Below are 19684 nucleotides of genomic sequence, written 5' to 3' on the forward strand. Positions count from 1 at the left end.
GCCCACTATCGGCGGTAATATCGGAAGAATCCGTAAATGCCGATCCATCACACTGATTTGTTCGTGTTGTGTTCCACGTGGAACATTCTGTGTTTCGTACACACATTCCGTAGCGGCGTGTTCAGCTTGCCCATCTCGCGGCTACAATGCCGACTGACTTGTTTTCATTGATCCTGGTGCCATGTCCGAAATCGAAGAACCAAACGATCTGCTCGCCGAAACGCTGCCCACAGACGACGTGCCAGCCCAAGCCGACCAAGGCGGCAACCGCCGCTATATTGCCGCGCAGGTGTCCGCTACCCTGCCCGACGACGGCGAGTCCGTGCAACTCGGCTTATACGCTGAAAAGAGTTACCTCGAATACGCAATGAGCGTGGTGAAAAGCCGTGCCCTGCCGCAAGTCGAAGATGGCCAGAAGCCGGTGCAGCGTCGCGTACTGTATGCCATGCATGAGATGGGTCTCACCGGCACCGCCAAGCCGGTGAAGTCAGCGCGTATCGTTGGTGAGGTACTGGGCAAGTTTCACCCGCACGGCGACCAATCGGCGTATGACGCCCTGGTGCGCATTGCCCAGGATTTCTCGCTGCGTTATCCGCTGATTGATGGCCAGGGTAATTTCGGCTCGCGTGATGGTGATGATGCGGCGGCCATGCGCTACACCGAAGCGCGTTTGACACCGATTGCCGATCTGCTTTTGGCCGAACTGAACCAGGGCACCACCGATTTCATCCCCAACTACGATGGTGCGTTTGAAGAGCCGGTATTGCTGCCCGCGCGCTTGCCGATGCTGCTGTTGAACGGCGCATCCGGCATTGCCGTGGGGATGGCCACCGAGATTCCGTCGCACAATCTGGGCGAAGTAGCCGACGCAGCGATTGCCTTGATTCGTGATCGCTCGCTCAACGTGGCCGCTTTGATGCATTACATCCAGGGCCCGGATTTGCCTGGCGGCGGCCAGATTATTTCCGGTCAGCGTGATATCCAGGCCGCCTATGAAACCGGCCGTGGCTCGCTCAAGATTCGCGCCCGCTGGGAGAAAGAAGACCTCGCGCGCGGCCAGTGGCAGATGATCGTTACCGAGTTGCCGCAAGGTACGTCGTCGCAAAAAGTACTGGAAGAGATCGAAGAGCTCACCAACCCGAAGATCAAGAAAGGCAAGAAAGCGCTCACCCAAGAACAGATGCAGACCAAACAACTGGTGCTGTCATTGCTGGATCGTGTGCGTGACGAGTCGGGTAAAGAACAGTCCGTCCGCCTGGTGTTTGAACCCAAGTCATCCCGCCAGAATCCGGATGACCTGATGAATGTGCTACTGGCGCATACGTCGCTGGAAACATCGCTGTCGATGAATCTGGTGACCATTGGCCGCGATGGTCGCCCGCAGCAAAAGTCGCTCAAAGCCTTGTTGAACGAGTGGGTCGACTATCGCTTTGTAACCGTGACTCGCCGACTGAATCACCGTTTGGGTCAGGTGAACGATCGCATGCATATTCTGGAAGGCCGTTTGATTGTCTTCCTGAACATTGACGAAGTCATTCGCATCATCCGGCATAGCGACGAGCCCAAGCCTGCGCTGATCGAAGCCTTCAATTTGTCTGATCGCCAGGCCGAAGACATTCTCGAAATCCGCTTGCGCCAGTTGGCGCGGCTCGAAGGCATCAAGATCGAGCAAGAACTGGCAGCATTGAAGATCGAGAAAGAAGAACTGGAACATTTGCTGGGCAATGCGGGCGCGCTGCAAAAACTGATCATCAAAGAGATCGAAGCTGATCGCAAAAAGTTTGCTGATCCACGCCGTACTTTGATTCTGGCCGCGGAAAAAGCTGTGCTGGAAGCCACCGTGGTGGACGAACCCACCACATTGGTCCTGTCTGAGAAAGGCTGGCTGCGCGCCCGCCAAGGTCACGGTCTGGATATCCAGAACCTGGCCTTCAAGGATGGTGACGCACTGCTGGCCGCCATAGAGTGCCGTACAGTCGACCAGGTGGCATTGTTCGGCGCCGATGGTCGCGTGTATACCATCGCCGCCTCCAGCGTGCCTGGCGGCCGTGGTGACGGCATGCCGGTCACCACACTAGTGGACCTCAACGCGCAAACCCGCATCACGCAGATGGTGGTCGCCAAAGCGCAGGACTGGCTGGTAATTGCCAACACCGCTGGTTATGGCTTCACCTGCCAGTTCGAGAATTTGTTGTCGCGACAAAAAGCAGGCAAGAGCTTCATCACTGTGGAAGCTGGCGAAACCATCCTCAAGGTCACGCCATTTGTTCCACGTGAAACATCGCTGGTGGCGTGTTTGTCCAAGGGCGGTAAATTGCATCTATTCCCGCTGGCTGAGTTCAAACAGCTCACGGGCGGCGGCCGTGGCGTGATCACCATGGCGCTGGACGACAAAGATACACTGGCAGCGATTACCGTTTCAGATGGCGGCACGCTCAAATTGACTGGCACCGGCCGCGGCGGCAAGGCTGTTGAACTGGTGCTGGATGCGAATGAGATGGCGCCGTACATTGGCAAGCGCGCACGTAAAGGCAAGCCGATCAATGCCGGGCTGAAATTCCCGGGATTCTGATCTCGCTATGACTGCGTCGTCATCCGATCTGCAATTGCTCTGGGCCAGTCTGGGCATACCCCCAGACTGGGTGGCAGCGCATGGCTTGCCTGTTTATGTCGAAGCACAAGCGCTGGAATTGGTGGAAATCCCCGCAGCAGTGTCGGGCAAAACCATGTTGCTCTCCCCTGCTGCGGCAAATGCCTGGCAGGAGATGCAGGCAGCCGCCGAGAGTGACAGCGTATCATTGCTGCTGATTTCGGCTTGGCGCAGCATTGCGCGGCAAGCTGAGTTGATCAATAACAAGCTCGCCCAAGGCATGTCCATTGACGCGGTCTTGCAGCGACTAGCGCCGCCAGGATGCAGCGAACACCATACTGGGCGGGCCATCGATATCGCCACGCCGGATGCGCAGTCGCTAACGGAAGCCTTTTCCCAAACACCAGCTTTTGCGTGGTTAACAGCGAATGCCGGACGATTCGGATTCACACTCTCTTTTCCACAAAACAATCCGTATGGCTATATGTATGAGCCGTGGCATTGGTGCTTTCAGGATTGAACTCACTGATCTTGCACTAATATAAAACGGCCCGTTTGGGCCGTTTTATATTTGGTCATGCTGCGGTAGTCCTCGCCGGGAGGTTTCATCTATCCATCCCCCAAGCGCCGTTCATGCGCTCAACATGCTGAGCGCATTCAGTGTAGTCCGCGCGCCCGACCAGTTCCGTTCCGCGCCATTTAATTGCTGGGTTAACTGCGCGGCGCAGTCCTCCGGCGAAGCAACTGTGCTATCAAGCGTAAGATCGTAATCCATGTATTGATGCACCCGATTGAATTCCCAAGCCGCCAGCCCTGCTGCGCGGTCTCCTCGCTGCTTCTCGCGCCGGATGGCTTCATCCAGCTCACACTGCACCCCAACCAGCGCCACTTGATATCCAGCCAGTTCGGTCAACAGTTCAAGCTTTTCACTCGCGTCGCACCAGGCGTTATCTACCACTAGTTTGAGTCCGGCCTGCAACAGGCCAGGCAAGCAATAGTGATAGCCGCGGACCAAGGCTTGCCACTCGTACCCGTTGCGGGTGATGACATCGCCTTTTTGCATGCGTATCAGATCAGCAGCGGGCAATGTGTAAAGCACACTATCGATAGAAAAATTGAGATATTGCTCCGGCAGCAATTCCTGCAGGACACGGGCAATCGACGTTTTGCCGGAGGAACTGGTGCCATTCAGGACGATAACTTGCGGCAGTGTCATAGGCTTAATCGGTCATAAGCGGCAGGCACAATTCGTAATGCCCGCTCAGATACTGGTCTTCTTCGTAACGCTCCACCCGTGGCCGGGACGGATCGAGCACCACCTTGGCGTTGGCTACCCATGTCAGCATCAGATCACGCCAGCGCGGGCCGATATCGTCGTTGGGACCATGATGGCGAAACACCGCCCAGCGCCCGCCCTGTAATTTGTAATCACCCAGCCCACGCGGAATGCGGGTTTGCGGACTAATGATTTGCGCTGCATCGTAACGACGGCGGCCCGATGGCGTGGTGGCCGGATCGCTCCAGATCAAGCCATAGCGGCGTGCCGGAGCAATGCCGTACATGGTGCAGGTTTTACGAAAGCGCTTCCACAGCAAGTCCAGATTGCAACCGTACTCGCCGACTTCGCGGATGTACACCACGCGTTCGGTATCCCAATGCTCGATGGTGATCCGTGCGTTTACTTCGGCAAAACTCCAGTGGTAATCCGCCGAGGTACCAGCGATCGCCGCGCCCGGTTTATATGAATGCTCGCCCAGATTGCGATCACGCCACGCATCTGCAGCCGGCGCGCCTTTGCGCCATTCACTCGGCGTAAAACCGAACTCACGATGAAACGCCCGGCTGAAGGTGGCCGCTGAAGAGAACCCCACTGTTAGCGCCACTTTGCCAATCGGCATTTTTGGCATCCACTGCAATATGGATGCCGCCGTTTCCAGTCGCAGCCGCCACAAGAACGCTTGCGGGGTAGTCGCATAACGCGATTGAAAGCGACGGACCAGATACCAAGGGGAATAGTGAGCTGCGTCGGCCAGATCGGCCAGCGTAAGCGGAGCGGAAAGGTCGCGCACCATGCGGTTGATTGCGCGTTCCAGTCGCAGGCAGGGAGTGGACATCGGGGTTTGTCCTTTACGTGTGGGGGCGTGCAGCCGGCTATTTTAGCAGCGCCTGCTCACAGCGCCTACGCGCCCCGTCCGCTTTTAATGCACCAGGTTTGCAGGATGTTCCACGTGAAACATCCCGCAAACCATCTCACTTCACGCAGCAGGCGTTTCGGGCTTGGCGGCCTCTTCCTCTTCGCCGGTCCGCGCCCAGAACAAGCGGTCCGGGATGAACTGCCCCATTCCCGGCCGGAAAGCACGACTCAGAGCCTGCCAAGTGTATTCCTGAGCATCACGCACGGCCACGGGCAATTCCGCGCCGCTCGCCAGCGCGCCGGCAATGGCTGATGCCAGCGTACAGCCTGCACCGTGGTAACTGCCCGGCAATCGATCCCAGCTATCGCTGCGCGTACGACCGGCGCGGGAGAACAGCGTGTTGTTCACTTTGGGTGTGTTCTCGTGCGTGCCGGTGATCAACACGTATTCACAGCCACAATCGAGCAAGCGGCTGGCGGCGGCATCCAGCGCCAGCTCTTCCTGCTCGTCCGGATCATCCGAAGCCAGGCGGCGGGCCTCGATACTGTTGGGCGTAATGATCAAAGTATGCGGCATCAGCAATTCGCGCATCGCGTTGATCATTTCTTCACCCGATGGCTCATCGTGACCCGAATTCAAAACCGGCTCGAACACCAACGGAATATCCGGATAATCCGCCGCGATCTCGGCAATGACCGCCAGATTTTCAATACTGCCGACCATGCCCACTTTAATGGCATCGATCTGCATGTCTTCCAGAATGTAACGGGCCTGGTCCTGCAGCCAGTCGGGTTCAACCGGCTGGAACTCCTGCACACCGGTGGTGTCTTGCACGGTCAAGGCAGTCACCACCGGCAAGGGATGACAGCCCAAAGAAGCCAGTGTCAGAATGTCCGCGGCAAGGCCCGCGCCGCCTGAAGGGTCGTTTGCACCAAAGACAAGAACTAGCGGAGGTGTAGCAATCATGGGCGGGCAGCTATTATTTAATCAGGTAGAATTCTGATTCTAAACCAAGCAACAAAGTGGACCGCATGAAAAAATATATGTGCCTGATTTGTGGCTTCATTTATGACGAAGCCGAAGGCTGTGCCAACGATGGCATCGCCCCTGGAACCAAGTGGGAAGACGTACCGATCAACTGGACTTGTCCCGATTGCGGTGCACGCAAAGAAGATTTTGAGATGGTCGAAATCTGATCTTTGGCGATGCAAACGGCGCTGGCTTTTTGACCCAGCGCCGTTTTTTCATTTTTTTCTGCCGGAAACAAGTCCACCATGCTTTGGGTCAAAGCCTTTCATATCCTGTTTGTAATCAGCTGGTTTGCCGGCCTGTTTTATTTGCCGCGCATCTTCGTCAATCTGGCCATGACCGACGATGCCACTACCAAAGAGCGCCTGCTGCTTATGGCAGGCAAGTTGTTGCGCTTTATGACACCGCTAGCCGTGCTGGCCATCGTCTTTGGCGTGTGGACATGGTCGTACTACCAGTTCTTCGCCGGCCCCGGCTGGCACTGGATGCACGCCAAACTGGCACTGGTGCTGTTGCTGGTGATCTACCACGGCTGGTGCTTCAAGCTGTTTAATGACTTCACTGCTGGCCGCAATCGCCACAGCAATGTGTGGTATCGCTACTTCAACGAGATCCCCGTGGTGGTACTGCTGGCCGTGGTGATCCTTGTCACGGTTAAACCATTCTGAACGCCGTCTGCCGCTAGTCATTATCGGATATAAGGATTGCCACCATGGCGCAGGAAATCGAAAGAAAGTTTTTGCTGAGTAGCGAGGACTGGCGTAACCAGGCAGAAAATGCGACTCGAATTGCCCAGGGTTATCTCAATGCCGACCCAGCCCGCACAGTTCGGGTACGTATCAAAGGCGAGCAAGGATTTTTGACCATTAAAGGCAAAAACGAAGGTATCACCCGCGCTGAATACGAATACCCGATTCCGCTGGGTGATGCCGCCGAATTGCTGCAACTGTGCCCCACCGTACTGGACAAAACACGCCACGAAATTCGCAATGGCGGATTTTTGTGGGAGATCGACGAATTTGCTGGCGACAATGCCGGATTAATCGTTGCCGAAATCGAACTACCCACCGCAGATACCGAATTTGTAAAACCTGACTGGCTCGGCGCCGAGGTATCGGGCGACGCGCGCTATTACAACAGCGCCTTGTCCGTCACCCCATACAGCCGCTGGCCACGTTGAACTGGAGTCTCACGCATGTCTCGCAATACTGAATTGTTCCAGGCCGCCTGCAAACATATCCCCGGCGGCGTTAACTCCCCGGTGCGCGCCTTTGGCTCTGTCGGCGGCACCCCTCCCTTCATCGCTCGCGGCGAAGGCGCCTATGTCTGGGATGCTGATGGCAAACGCTATATTGATTATGTTGGCTCATGGGGCCCGCTCATTCTCGGCCACGCCCATCCACAAGTGATCGAAGCCGTGATCCAGGCCGCGCAAAATGGCCTGAGCTTTGGCGCCCCCACCGCCGCCGAAATCGAGTTGGCCGACTTGCTGTGTGACCTGCTGCCGGCGCTGGACCAGGTACGCCTGGTTTCGAGCGGGACTGAAGCCACCATGAGCGCGATTCGCCTGGCCCGCGGTTTCACTGGTCGCGACAAACTGATCAAGTTTGAAGGCTGCTATCACGGCCATGCCGACAGCCTGCTGGTCAAAGCGGGCTCCGGCCTGCTGACCTTCGGCAATCCTTCCTCCGCCGGCGTACCCGCTGCCGTGGCTGCCGACACCATCGTCCTGCCCTATAACGACGTCGCCGCGCTGGAAGCCGCCTTTGCCGAAAACAAAGGCAAAATCGCCGCGATCATCGTCGAGCCGTTTGCCGGCAACATGAACCTGGTTAAACCATCCGCCGAATTCGTCGCCGCGATGCGGCAGCTAACGCAGGACGATGGCGCGGTACTCATTTACGACGAAGTCATGACCGGTTTTCGCGTAGGTCTGGGCTGCGCCCAAGGCCTGCACGGCGTGACGCCAGATCTGGTGACATTGGGCAAAGTCGTCGGCGGCGGCATGCCACTCGCGGCCTTCGGTGGTCGCGCTGACATCATGGCCAAACTGGCACCACTAGGCCCCGTATACCAAGCTGGCACGCTCTCCGGTAACCCGGTCGCCGTTGCAGCCGGCCTGGCCACCTTGAAACTGATCCGTCAGCCAGGTTTCTTTGAAAAGCTCACCACACAAACCAGCAAACTGGTCGATGGCCTGAACAAAGTAGCAAAAGAAGCTGCTGAAACCTTCTGCGCGCAAAGCGTTGGTGGCATGTTCGGCGTGTACTTCAGCGCTACTCCGCCGCAATCCTTTGCCGAAGTCATGGCTTCGGACCGCAACCGTTTCAACGCATTCTTCCATGCGATGATGGATGAGGGCGTGTACCTGGCACCGTCGGCATTTGAAGCAGGATTTGTTTCGGCGGCGCATACGGATGAAGACATCCAAATAACAATCAGTACGGCAGCTGAACTACTTTCCAAATAACCACGTCATGCAAAACACGCTGTTAACCTAAATAGAAAGGGCGGGGTGTTACTCCTCGCCCTTTTTATTACGCGTTGCCGGAACACTCGCTTCAGCATGGAACGGGGCTTCAGATTCAAAACCATGTGTGTTGGGTGGAACAAAAGAAAACTGAAGATCCTGCCATACAGACACCTCTATACCATTTTGCTGCCCGGCTACAAATCCCGTTTTCAACAACGCAGCGACCAATTTATCTGCAACCCAACGGTCCTCATCCTGCACCTTCAGTATCTGGACACGATATACACGCCCGCTGTCCAAAACAAAGATCCTTAGCGTAATCGGTAACACAGGTCTATTTCCAACCTCAGCAGAAATATCGCTGAAATCAGGGGCACTGCGCGGAATGGGTTTTACTTCGAGTAAACCCGGATCGAGAAAAACCGGAGGTTGTAAAACAGCGTTCTGAGTATCCCTTACCTCCGAAATAACGGCATCAGATTCGCGTGGCAGGTCCGGCTTCACATCCTCAACCAACACCTGCCCGCGAGTCATCGCTGCTAACGGCACACTGCGAACAAATTTGGAGCCCAAGTAAGTCCCATTTGTAGTTTTGCGCGGGTAAGCGGTGGCAAAGTACACGGAAAATGGGGCAGCACCGTCCTCAGCGCGCCGTTTACTGACTTGATGCTGATGTTCCATCAGAAACAATGTCAGCAACACGTGGGCCGCCAAAGAAAAACAAAGGGCAGAAAGAAATCTGCCCTTTGCCAGATGAAAAAAAACCATCTCTCACCAGTTAGTTGTTAACTGGAACTTCTCGCCAGTTTAGCAATTGGCCGGAACCAGAATTAGAGAACGAGCCTGTCAACGGTGTTACATGCCCACCGCCGCCATTCATACCTCCGTCATCACCTACTAAGGGCTCCACCCCGCCGCCATCGTTAATTGAGACTATCGAAAAGCTGGTTCCAAGACCGGTACCACTAATATATGAAACCGGCGAACCACCCACCCCATTAGTCAATATTGTTTTACCCGTCGCAATATCAACCGTAAATGATTGATGATTACCTGATGGTGAACATACATCCCCGGAAGGAGCATTCGCTACCCAACCAACATAATTAAGGTTCGAGGCGATCGCCGTGTTAATCAACAGGTAACTACTGGTACCTGGAAACGTTCCCATATCGTAGTACCAACCCATCGCAGAAGTCGGCGCCGTGCCAATACCGTTAATAAGATCGGTATTCGCATTCAACTCACTACGGGTGAGTGGGAAGGTAACGCCAGTTGGCAAATTAAAATTGGTTCCAGTCGCAGATGTCATGTAATAGCCACTAGAAGTACCATCGGCAATAGCGTAAAACGTCTCGGCTTTATTGCTGATAACATCCGAGGCCCCCAACAACTTCCCTGTACCGACAAACACGTAACGACGCAGCGTGTTAGGCAGCGTAACAATCAATGGCGGCACAGTAACAGGCTGATTATTACCACTACTATCAGTTAAATGTGCAATGCGCGTAGGTGCTGGATAGTTACCAGTAGCCGCCGTCAGATCAAACCGCCACACATTCCCTTGCAGGTCCCCTGCATATACCGTCTCAGCCGTGAAATCCGTAGTATCTGGTACAAACGCCGCAGCGTAAGCCAACCCATCCGAATTCACAGAACTACCATCGGAGGCCTGTATCTTCTGCAGCAGGTTACCGGTAGGAGGGTCAATAATATAGAGATAGCCATTACCATCACTATTGTTGTACCCAGAAGTGACAATAACCACCCAGCCATATTGTTTGGTTTTAACAATAATTGGTGGCCCGTAGCTGTACCCCATTGTGTTATATGCAGCTTGGGAGCTATTTACCTCCCATTTGACAGCATTGGCCAGTGCTTGTTCATTCGCGCTATTGCCCGACCCATTGTTTGCCGAGTAGGCAGGAGGATTGGTCACATCCAGCGCATAGTAACCCTGCCCGCCTTTACCCAAAGGACCAACCAATAAAGACGCCCACTTAGAAGTGGTGATCTGCGTATTGCCGTTGGTGCGTGCCATATCCAGGTCATTAACCAAGACGGTAGCATCTACATAATTGTGGTGCACAAAAGTCGGATTACCGTAAGCCGCCAAGCCATTAACCAGTGGTGTACCCGTCGGTCCGCTATACAGCGCGCCTGGGATGTACGCAAACAACTCGGAGCCACCAGTTTTTGTGCCGTCAAACGCGTGCAACATACCATCATTGGCACCCACATACACAACCGGATTCCGGGAGGCGTAAGTCGCCTTGAAGGCCGTATAACCCGGGTTGTTTGCCTCACTAAAACCAAGCGCGGGCGGGCCAACTGCATTCAGCTTTGAATCTACGATATCGCCCAGTACTGCAGCGCGCGCGCGATATGCCTTGGTGCTGCCAGTCACCGCTGATCCGACCTCGTTGGACTGATCTCCCCGGACGTAATTGAGATAATTTGTTTGTGTGGTCGAATTAGATATATTGTTTGGTGACGAAAGCGAAGTACCCGGATCAAGTTTGGATAAGTCCGTGGTAGAAAGGCTGGAAGGCCGAAACGGCACCCCTTTCCCGCCACTGTAACTGGCAATTACTCGTCCGCTGTTCCAGCCATTACTAGCAATTTGGGTTTGCAATAGCTTCTGGGCGCTCCATGGCGTTCCTTGCGTGGTAGGCGCGGCACCTGGACCACTAAATGTGTACAGCGTACCAACCACATCACCTATCCATTTAGAAGAATCGTAACTGGCGGCATAGTTCATGCCACCTGCGGTGGGGATTTTCGGAGAAGAGGCGGATTGTGCAGTAGTTGTTTGAGCTGTCTGCGCGGCGATACTTTGAAAGGCGTTGGTCAAACCCTGCACCATCGCTTTTGCCTGGAACGCCGGATAATAATTGTTAGGTTGCAAATCGGTTGAAGTCGAAACAACTGGAAGGCCTGTGCTCCACGCACCCTGCGTCAGCTTTGTTCCATCATAGGCTTTGTAACCCGACGGAAGAGTAAAACCGCCGTATTTGGTAGCGTACCAGTATTGATTTTTGCTTTGATATTTCTGATTTTCCAGCACATCCACCCAATAGGTGGAAATTGTCTGAGTAAATGTTTTGGTGCCGTCCGTATTAAGGTACTGGGTCCACTTATTGGGCGTAATATCATTTACATGGGAGTCATAGGCAATCCCGGCCATTAAATAGCTGGAATCGTCGGAACAACACCACGACAAGTTGGTACTACCCAAATTCGAAACGCCTTCGAGACTACCTATATATGTGGTAGCACCGCTTGAGCCAGAATACGTGGTTTGACCATGCCCAATTGTAGTATCCGCGGTCATATCACTGGGTGCGGATGGCTCGTAAGTACTGTTATTCTTTGCCGTTGTCGAACCGGGGAGGTTTCCATCAGCATGCGTATTAACGTCGCCAATACCGAGAATAAAATTCTTTTGGCATGCGTAAATAATAGGATCTTTCCAGTTACTCCCGGTAATTACCGGAAAACCATCCGCCATGGTACTGTTAACACCTGAGCTATAGGTAGACACCTCAGAGTTAGCCGGCACCGGATATTTGCTTGAGCCCGGATCACTTGCGAATGCTTTGTAGTAACGAATACCCGAGTAATAAAGTTCAGAAACGGGATCATAGGTCTTATAAACACCACTGGATCGGCCAAATTTGTTTAAATAGTTCATTACGCCACTATTGCTAATAGTGGCATTACCAGACGTTACCGTCCCGGAAGCATCTGCGGGGTCGGGATTAGCAAACATTACCCCGGTAGCACCACTCCATTCGGGGTTGGTATTGGATTTCGGTGTAGTACCCGGAACAGGCTGAGTTGGTCCAATGTAATTCATATTGGCACGTAATACGCCACCATCGCGGAGCAAGCCGCTATCATTCAAATAGCCAAAAACACCATATCTGATCTTGCCCGAATATTGCTGCATCAATCCTTCAGGTTTAAAAATCGGCTTGGAATCAGATCCCATATAGCCAACGCAGTTTGATTCCAACCCAATTACACTGTCGCATACGCGAGCACGAATGATCACCGTATAAATCCCGCTGCCGCTGTAATCGTCCGTAAAATTACTGGATAACGGGTTATACGCATTATTTGTGCTAGGAGTATAAACACCTTTTTTTGACGTGGTTCCTGCCGTATAACTATCACCCGTCGTACTACCATTAGAAGAATCAAAGGACGCGGTATTAGTAAATTGCATCCGGTTGCCCAAGCCCCAGATCCGGAACGAAAGATTGCTCCATGAAAATGGTGAGACTGCGCTAATTGTTGAGCTTCCCGCTAAACTGCGATTAGGCGTTTCCCCCGCGCTGCCTTGGCCAGATGCCCAAGCCTTTTCAAGAATAGTACCTTTGTTTACCGCATTCCCAGTTCCAGAAGCTGACGCATCGGTAGATCGGTAGCCGCCGGTTAGAGCCCAGCGGAATGGGTCAATAGTCTGCATGGAAGCCCAGTTTAAAAAGCTACCACTCCATAAATGGGATGTACTAGTACTGGTGCAACCAAACGTCGAACTAGCAGCACTTACCGGAAAAAAGAAACTGCCATTCGTGGAACTGTCCAGCGCCGAAGAACTGTCATAGTAGTAGTCATAGCACTTTGCTGGATCAAAATAGCCAATGAAGCCAGAAGTTGTAACCCACGGTGAAAAAGAAGTCGGATAGGCAATACTGTTTGCAGTCGGATATTCCACGGACAGCGTTAATAGCAAATTACCGGGAACTGGGGTACTGGTAAAAACCGGCTGATCGGCCAGATCAGTTGAAGCGAAACTAACAGTTGGCACTAATAATCCGGCCGTTAATACCAAATTCCCGATAGCTTTCCCAAACAAGGTAAGAGCTCCAAATAATTTTTTATTAGCATTCATCTTATTATCCTTGCTAAAGGGCTATAGTAGTTTGGACAAAAATCTGACTATTCTTTGACCCATCTACCCGTACGCTAATTCGATAAATTGTTAAATTGACCCCACCTACGGCAGCGTTATTTGCCTGCCCCGCAGTAGCACCATAACTACCTGGTCCCGGCGGCATCATTGCGCAAGCATTAATAGTTGATGCTTGCCCTTGCATCGCGCTGTCGCAGAGGCGGTCGATTATATAATTAATTGTGGTGTTATTAGATCCATTCACTTTGTTAGTGGAATTCACATAAGTAGAACCAGAATTGAGCAATTCGTCTGGTACTCCAAATTTGGAAGCAGGCAGGCGAACGGCAGAATAATTCGACGCTTTAACGTCAGAATAACGCGTTGCTGGAGCTTTCAGTGTTCCGGTTTTCAGTTGCGCTATCGCAGCCTGAATACCCAACTCAGCCTGATTATTAAGGTCCCTTTGGTAACCGAGACTCCCTACCTGTAGTAAAGAAGAATTGGCAGACCTAAATAATGCAATCGTCGTTAACAATAAAAGCGTAAGGGCTATCAATGTAATGATAAGAACAACCCCTCGCTCGCGTTTTGGACGCAGCAAATACCGGGTTTGGCTAAAATCTGCATTCGGTACCATGTGACCTCACGCCCCTATTTGGCAACATTACGAATTGGAATCGTTGATTCAACAACGCGGTAACGGTAATTCAGCTCTTGCCCAGAAAGGGCTCGACTATAGCTTGGAGCGGGAGTTCCCGCAGCGCTGGCGAGGTCCGTAAACATTGCTACGGTTCTGGTACCTGCGTTGGCTGACTCCTGAATAGCCGTTTTCTCCGGCAACGACGTTCTTATGAGCATAGCTACCCGAACAGCACGAATGCTTTGCAAAAGGCCGTTTGCCGCAGGGGTTCCCGACATGAGATTGCTTGAACTGTAATTGCCAGAAGGATCAACCCATTCCAGACCAGTAGGCGTCCAGATGCCATATACGGCATGAATTTCTACAATCCCGTCTGCCAGTGGTTGAACCGTTTCGCTAGCTTGGCCGCGCATCAAACTAGTCATGTGTAAAAGATCATAACTGTACAAAGTGTTGTAAGCGCCAGCAGTTATAGCAACAAATCGCGGAGCATTGGTGGTTGAACCCGGCGTAGCAGAATTTAAATTGCCAATTGACATTAATTCGCCGGTTGTTCCCGGGACGTTACCGATACCGGTAGTTGACGAATGTAAAGAACCACCAAGACTCAGAGTTACGGGGCCGATATAGCTTGTAATAGCGGCAGAGGAAAGTTGGTCTACATAACAGTTACCGTTGTTGCCGGTTGTTAAAGCAGTGGGGGCTGCTGCCAGAATAATATCGTTAGCCGAAAAATTTGCCGAATTGGGCACACTTACAGAACCAGAAGTCGGCGCTGTCGCTGTAAGATAAGTCTGGTATTCGGCTACGCCACCATTACCAGCCATTACCACCAGAATATCTGAGGCTGGAGCGGCATTATTTAGCGGATTAACGAATGATGACCCTCCCTTGTCTATCAAAACAGGCGCTAATCGATAGGTACTGATATCCGCAGTGAGATTATCAAATGGCGCAGGTAAAGCTGCGACTGGAGGTAAAATTGAAATACCAGCCTGATTTATGGCACTAAGGGCGCAACCATAAGTAGTTGCAGGATCGCCAGAAAATCCGGTCCCCGCACTGCGAATTAGTTGGTCAGCCTGGAATAATGCGTATGAACCAGCTTGGTCCATATCCCCGACGGACACAATAGTACGTTTACGTCCTTCATTTGCTTTCAATACGGAAAATATAATCAGAGAGACGATCAAACCAATAACTAGCGCAATCATTAGCTCCATTACGCTAAAGCCATGTTCATCGTTCTTACGCAAAACAAGTGGTCTGTTATTTTGCTTGAGGCTCATTGAATAACTACCTGCGTTGAATATGAACTTGTCTTTGTGCTTTTTGGTTCTTGCCATGTCACCGTAACAGTTGCGGTGTTGGTGGCTACATTTGTAACAACCGTTCCAACTCCATTAGGTAAGGGAGAGAGCCCACCCGCAGTATTGGTCGCTGCCGCTGCACCAATCGGGATCTGGTTTTGCCAAGCAGTGATTTGTGCCGGAATATTGACCGTCTGATTTGCCCACATTTGTGAAATTATCTCATTTGCGAATAGAGCAGCTCTGGTGCGATTCTCCGAAGATGTAGTGGTCCTCGATGCAACAGTAACTGCGGCTACCAGCCCAATTACACCAATAGAAAATACCAATATCGCTATCAACACTTCCAAGAGCATGAAACCGGTCTGTTTTTTGGCGGATTGCATGTTATGTACCTGAAAGTTAATCAATACGAAGAATTAGCAAAGCAACCATCTGGATTGGATGATGAATAGACTTTAGCGGGATCACACATTCTCACCGCGCCGGCGGAGCTGACGGTCACTTGGAGCGGGCGATCAGCAGGATTCCCGCTGATTGCGCTGCTATCCACTGTATAAGCCAAAACGCCGTTACCTGTGGCTGGGATGCTACAACCAGCTGCTGACGACAATCTGCCCATTGCATTGAAGCAAACAGTTACTGGGCCGTTGACAGTCACACTGGCGGTACCCAAGCTACCGCCCTGCAAATAAGCGGTATTTTCGCCGGCCATTAAAGTAACTGTTTGCGTAAACCAGTTTGTCCCACTTGCGCTGAGCGCTGCTCCAGACGGAATATTTCCCGCAGAGGGATTAGCAGTGGTCAGCGATAATGTTACGACCCTATTGAGTTGGGTGGCGTTGGCTTTAGCAGTGCGCAATGCATTTTGCAGGCTTTCGGCTGCAGTACGAGTACGTGTATTTTGGATCCATGTACCAAAGGCGGGAATGGCCAGCCACAAAAGAATGCATGAAATTGCTATGGCAATCATAAATTCAATGAGCGTAAATCCATGCTCGCCACCTTTGTTCAGCATGTTGTAGCCCCTTTAGTCGTGGACCAACAACTTCCTGCAATTGCTGTGCTACCCCAAGCAGGGCCAAAGGTAGTCGTCTTGGTGTCAGTTTGATCTACCGTATATGTAAAACCGGCAAGTGAACCGGTAGCTACTACCGGTACAGCTTGAAGGGTGTAAGTGGTCGCAGTAATTGCAGAGCATGAGACGATAAAGTCGCCAAACGTTCGCGAATTTGCGGGACCATCGCAAGGAGCAAGAACAGCTGCTGAGGCGTCGGTATAGACCCGGTTGTCTTGAAAATATTGTTCCATCGCTGCTTGCATCGCACTTAAGCCATTGATTGCGTTAGCCAATTTTGAACGAATAACGTAATTTTGATAGGAAGGAATGGCTATAGAGGTAAGGATTGCTACAACGGCAACAGTAATCATCAGCTCAACCAGTGTAAATCCGGCTGTGCGGTGGTGTTTTTTTCCAGACGTCTTGTAAAGGTTTTGCTGTGTCATAGGTATTACACCTTATGAATATTGGGAAATTCTCTGCTCAGCACAGCAGACGATATCTATAAAAACTGATTACCGATCGTTCTCACTGCCACTAGACATGTCATTTTTGCGCTAGCCGCTGTTTAAAAGGATATGGCATCGACCGCGAAGAAGACATGCGCATCATCGCTTCATGATCGAATATTAGAACAAAGTGTTATGAGAATGCATTTGCGACAGACGAATGTCAGAAAAAGCAACATCAACGGCTTGTTTTCCTCCCCTCGCTGAGCATCCAAAGGAAATTCTGACAAAAAAATAATAATTCCTGTCAATTTTTGACAGTAAATACGGATAGGTAAGGAGGCGGGATAGGTAACCACTGGCAGGTCTTGTCGGGATGCTTCAACTTTTTGATAGTGAATCGCGCAGTGCTGAAGGGAGAAGGATTGAGGTCTATTGAGGGTACGAAATAAAGCTTGCAGGATGCTGTTGTATAAGACGGTTACTCAAATTAACAGAGTGATTTCTTTTTCAAGTTCGGTTTTATTGATCGTGCCCAAATAACGTTTGACAATTCTCCCCTGCTTATCAATTAAAAAACTCGTCGGAGTAAGACTAACGTCGCCAAACGCTTTGGCTATATTTCCGCTCAGATCATGAGTAATGATAAATGGCATTTTTTGCTGGCTGACAAAATTCTGAACATAAAGCTGCGGGTCGTATTGCATAGCTACAGATAAAGTTTCGTAGCCTTTTGGCCCAAACTTGTTTTGTAGCGACCCCAGATTAGCCATTTCTTCAACGCACCCTGGACAGGTAGTTGCCCAAAAGTTGACCAGTACCACTTTTCCTTTCATGGAAGCCAGGTTACTGGTGGTGCCTTGTAAGGTGGTGTAGTCAACTTCAGGAGCCAATTTTCTGCTGTCTTGGGTTAGCAGAATTGCTGCTGTGATCAAGACAACAACTACAGGAACAAGCCAGTACAGACGTTTCATGGTGATTCTTTAACGTTAGGGCTGAAGGAAAAACCATTTGGTGAACAGGTTTTCACTTAAACAACAATATTGGATAAGAAGATACAAGAATAGATAATAAGGAGTGACCTTTTCTGTGGATAACCTTATTTTCTGTTATCGATCAGCATGTTATTACGGTTCAAGGGTTGTATTCAAGTTGCGTATGGCCTGTGGATAGTTTGGGGGTGCTTTCGGGCGGTTGCCGGGCGGGGGGAGTTATCCCCTGGTCCACTGTTTTTTTCCACAGGCCATGTGATTGATTTCATTAGGGCTTTGTGAACAAAGGTATAATCCAACGCTTTTTTGCTTCACAGAAGGGGACGTCCGATGGCGATCCAGTGGTATCCCGGGCACATGAACGCTGCCCGCAAGGCGGTGGAAGAAACCATCGGCAAGGTAGATATGGTGATCGAGATCGTCGATGCCCGTCTGCCGCTGTCCAGCAGCAACCCCATGCTCGAAGTCTTGCGCAAGAGTCGGCAGCGGCCAGCGCTGAAAATTTTGAACAAAGCTGATCTGGCTGATCCGGTGCAGAACAAAGTCTGGCTGGAATGGTTCAAGGCGCAACCGAACACTGCGTCGTTGCTGCTGGGTGACGACAAGAAGCCTGGCGACGTGAAGAAGATCGCGCAGTTGTGTCGCGAACTGGCACCCCATCGCACCGGAATGGAAAAACCGTTGCGGGCGCTGATCGTGGGGATCCCCAACGTTGGCAAATCGACGCTAATTAACACGCTGATGAATCGCAAGGTCGCCAAGGTGGCGGATACGCCTGGTGTGACCAAACGGCAGCAGCGGGTAGAAACGCTTGACGGCGTGATCCTTTACGACACCCCAGGTTTGCTGTGGCCACGGATCGAGCGGGAAGAATCCGGTCTGCGGCTGGCATTGGCCGGGTCGGTAGGTCGTAATGCGTTCCACGAGACGGAGGTAGCGTGGTTTGGCGTGCAAACCTGGATCGAGCGCTACCCGGAATTGCTGAAGGCCCGGTTCAAGCTGGCTGATCTTGACGGCGGTTTCGAGCAGATTTTCGAGAAAATTGGCCGCAAGCGTGGAGCGATCCTGCCTGGTGGCGTGCTGGATGAACAGAAAACCGCTGAGTTGATTTTGACGGAGTTTCGCTCGGGCAACTTGGGTCGGATCACGCTGGAAACACCGGAGGATTTCATTGCTCCACCACAGCCAATCCGCCAAACCGACTACACCCATGCGGGCAGCAAGGGTGAAGACGAGGAAGAACAGGAGTGATTCGGGTTTGGTGTTTCGCGCTGCTGCTGGCCGTGCCGGTTTTCGGTTTTGCCAGTGTGGAAGCAAAGGACGATAACGGTCAGATCATTCGTTTACCCCAGCCAGCACAACGGGTGATTACCTTGGCGCCGCATGCAACGGAACTGGTTGCGGCATTGCGACCCGCTGCGCTGGTGGCGGTGGATACGGCCAGTGACTACCCGGCTAGCGTCAAAAAGTTGCCTAAAGTGGCCGATTTTCAGAGTCTGAATATCGAGGCCGTCTTGGGGGTTCATCCGGATCTGGTCGTAGTTTGGGAAAGCCAGGCGGTGAGCCAGTCGGTTGCACAATTGATTCGCCAGCATATTCCGGTGTTTGTCAGCCGGCCACAAACGCCACTGGATGTCGCGTCCAGCCTGCGCCGCCTTGGGCGGTTGCTGGGCCAGGATGCGGTGGCAGACCAATTGGCGCGACAGCAGGAGAGCCGTTATCAGGCTTTGCGTCAGCGTTATCGGTCGGCAAATCCGGTCAAGGTTTTTTTGCAGGTAAGCGAACAGCCGCTACTAACGTTGTCCAGGCAGAGTTTTCTCGGTCAGGCACTGGCCGATTGCGGTGCGATTACGCCGTATGCGGATGCCAAAACTGAGGCGCCGCAAGTCAGCACCGAAGTGGTGTTAGCGTTCGCTCCGGACTTGATCCTGAGCACTGGCCCAACCGATACACTGAAAATGTGGCGAGCCTGGCCGCAAATTCCGGCGGTAAAAAACCGTCATTTGCTCGGATTGGAGGGTGATCAGTTCGTGCGGCCGGGGCCACGTCTGATTGAAGGCATGCAGACTTTGTGTGCGGCCGTCGATGCCCTCAGGCGCTGAA

The 19684-nt window shown here is 52.3% G+C and carries 19 protein-coding genes; 8 read left to right on the plus strand and 11 right to left on the minus strand.

Annotated elements, in window-relative coordinates; translation table 11 throughout:
- Nucleotides 1-181: 181 nt before the first annotated feature.
- Both parC and N7220_RS10245 read left to right on the plus strand, forming a co-directional pair.
- Nucleotides 182-2572, plus strand: a complete 2391-nt coding sequence (gene parC, locus N7220_RS10240; protein WP_283151354.1) for a DNA topoisomerase IV subunit A — start codon at nucleotides 182-184, stop codon at nucleotides 2570-2572.
- 7 nt (nucleotides 2573-2579) lie between these two features.
- The gene (locus N7220_RS10245; RefSeq protein WP_283151355.1) at nucleotides 2580-3110 is read left to right on the plus strand and encodes a M15 family metallopeptidase; all 531 of its coding nucleotides are present in this window, start codon (nucleotides 2580-2582) and stop codon (nucleotides 3108-3110) included.
- 111 nt (nucleotides 3111-3221) lie between these two features.
- On the opposite strand, the gene N7220_RS10250 is transcribed toward N7220_RS10245, so the two are convergent.
- The 3 genes from N7220_RS10250 to thiD form a co-directional block, all read right to left on the minus strand.
- Nucleotides 3222-3806: a chloramphenicol phosphotransferase CPT family protein gene (locus tag N7220_RS10250; protein WP_283151356.1), complete on the minus strand. Its 585-nt coding sequence runs from the start codon at nucleotides 3804-3806 to the stop codon at nucleotides 3222-3224.
- Nucleotides 3807-3810: 4 nt separating this feature from the next.
- The gene (locus tag N7220_RS10255) at nucleotides 3811-4704 is read right to left on the minus strand and encodes an AraC family transcriptional regulator (protein WP_283151357.1); all 894 of its coding nucleotides are present in this window, start codon (nucleotides 4702-4704) and stop codon (nucleotides 3811-3813) included.
- Between the two features lie 141 nt (nucleotides 4705-4845).
- A complete protein-coding gene (gene thiD / locus N7220_RS10260; RefSeq protein WP_283151358.1) occupies nucleotides 4846-5691 on the minus strand; it encodes a bifunctional hydroxymethylpyrimidine kinase/phosphomethylpyrimidine kinase in 846 nt (281 codons plus the stop codon).
- Nucleotides 5692-5756: 65 nt separating this feature from the next.
- On the opposite strand from thiD, the gene N7220_RS10265 reads away from it, so the two are divergent.
- The 4 genes from N7220_RS10265 to hemL all read left to right on the plus strand — a co-directional run bounded on the left by N7220_RS10265 (nucleotide 5757) and on the right by hemL (nucleotide 8224).
- Nucleotides 5757-5921, plus strand: coding sequence for a rubredoxin (locus N7220_RS10265; protein WP_283151359.1), 165 nt, complete (start codon nucleotides 5757-5759; stop codon nucleotides 5919-5921).
- Between the two features lie 78 nt (nucleotides 5922-5999).
- The gene (locus tag N7220_RS10270) at nucleotides 6000-6422 is read left to right on the plus strand and encodes a CopD family protein (protein ID WP_283151360.1); all 423 of its coding nucleotides are present in this window, start codon (nucleotides 6000-6002) and stop codon (nucleotides 6420-6422) included.
- A 44-nt stretch (nucleotides 6423-6466) separates the two neighbouring features.
- Nucleotides 6467-6934: a CYTH domain-containing protein gene (locus N7220_RS10275; RefSeq protein ID WP_283151361.1), complete on the plus strand. Its 468-nt coding sequence runs from the start codon at nucleotides 6467-6469 to the stop codon at nucleotides 6932-6934.
- A gap of 15 nt (nucleotides 6935-6949) precedes the next feature.
- On the plus strand, nucleotides 6950-8224 hold the full coding sequence (hemL, locus tag N7220_RS10280; RefSeq protein ID WP_283151362.1) for a glutamate-1-semialdehyde 2,1-aminomutase: 1275 nt from the start codon (nucleotides 6950-6952) through the stop codon (nucleotides 8222-8224).
- A gap of 48 nt (nucleotides 8225-8272) precedes the next feature.
- Here hemL and N7220_RS10285 read toward each other — a convergent pair whose 3' ends face one another.
- The 8 genes from N7220_RS10285 to N7220_RS10320 all read right to left on the minus strand — a co-directional run bounded on the left by N7220_RS10285 (nucleotide 8273) and on the right by N7220_RS10320 (nucleotide 17563).
- Complete coding sequence (locus N7220_RS10285) at nucleotides 8273-8995, minus strand: hypothetical protein (protein WP_283151363.1); 723 nt, start codon at nucleotides 8993-8995, stop codon at nucleotides 8273-8275.
- A 10-nt stretch (nucleotides 8996-9005) separates the two neighbouring features.
- Nucleotides 9006-13127 carry a pilus assembly protein gene (locus N7220_RS10290; RefSeq protein WP_283151364.1) on the minus strand — a complete coding sequence of 1374 codons (4122 nt, stop codon included), beginning with the start codon at nucleotides 13125-13127 and terminating at the stop codon, nucleotides 9006-9008.
- 13 nt (nucleotides 13128-13140) lie between these two features.
- The gene (locus N7220_RS10295) at nucleotides 13141-13767 is read right to left on the minus strand and encodes a hypothetical protein (RefSeq protein WP_283151365.1); all 627 of its coding nucleotides are present in this window, start codon (nucleotides 13765-13767) and stop codon (nucleotides 13141-13143) included.
- Nucleotides 13768-13781: 14 nt separating this feature from the next.
- On the minus strand, nucleotides 13782-15059 hold the full coding sequence (locus N7220_RS10300; RefSeq protein WP_283151366.1) for a PilW family protein: 1278 nt from the start codon (nucleotides 15057-15059) through the stop codon (nucleotides 13782-13784).
- Nucleotides 15056-15466 carry a type IV pilus modification PilV family protein gene (locus N7220_RS10305; protein WP_283151367.1) on the minus strand — a complete coding sequence of 137 codons (411 nt, stop codon included), beginning with the start codon at nucleotides 15464-15466 and terminating at the stop codon, nucleotides 15056-15058. The genes N7220_RS10300 and N7220_RS10305 overlap by 4 nt, the downstream gene beginning before the upstream one ends.
- A 20-nt stretch (nucleotides 15467-15486) precedes the next feature.
- Nucleotides 15487-16098: a GspH/FimT family pseudopilin gene (locus N7220_RS10310; protein ID WP_283151368.1), complete on the minus strand. Its 612-nt coding sequence runs from the start codon at nucleotides 16096-16098 to the stop codon at nucleotides 15487-15489.
- Nucleotides 16092-16586, minus strand: a complete 495-nt coding sequence (locus N7220_RS10315) for a type IV pilin protein (RefSeq protein ID WP_283151369.1) — start codon at nucleotides 16584-16586, stop codon at nucleotides 16092-16094. Before N7220_RS10315 ends, N7220_RS10310 begins: the two co-directional genes overlap by 7 nt.
- A gap of 488 nt (nucleotides 16587-17074) precedes the next feature.
- Nucleotides 17075-17563 carry a peroxiredoxin family protein gene (locus N7220_RS10320; RefSeq protein WP_283151370.1) on the minus strand — a complete coding sequence of 163 codons (489 nt, stop codon included), beginning with the start codon at nucleotides 17561-17563 and terminating at the stop codon, nucleotides 17075-17077.
- 348 nt (nucleotides 17564-17911) lie between these two features.
- Between N7220_RS10320 and ylqF the strand changes: the two genes are divergently transcribed.
- Together ylqF and N7220_RS10330 are read left to right on the plus strand one after the other, a co-directional pair.
- A complete protein-coding gene (gene ylqF, locus N7220_RS10325; protein WP_283151371.1) occupies nucleotides 17912-18832 on the plus strand; it encodes a ribosome biogenesis GTPase YlqF in 921 nt (306 codons plus the stop codon).
- Nucleotides 18829-19683, plus strand: a complete 855-nt coding sequence (locus N7220_RS10330; protein WP_283151372.1) for a cobalamin-binding protein — start codon at nucleotides 18829-18831, stop codon at nucleotides 19681-19683. Before ylqF ends, N7220_RS10330 begins: the two co-directional genes overlap by 4 nt.
- Nucleotide 19684: the final 1 nt, after the last annotated feature.

The organism is Silvimonas soli, from assembly GCF_030035605.1.
Taxonomy (GTDB): domain Bacteria; phylum Pseudomonadota; class Gammaproteobacteria; order Burkholderiales; family Chitinibacteraceae; genus Silvimonas; species Silvimonas soli.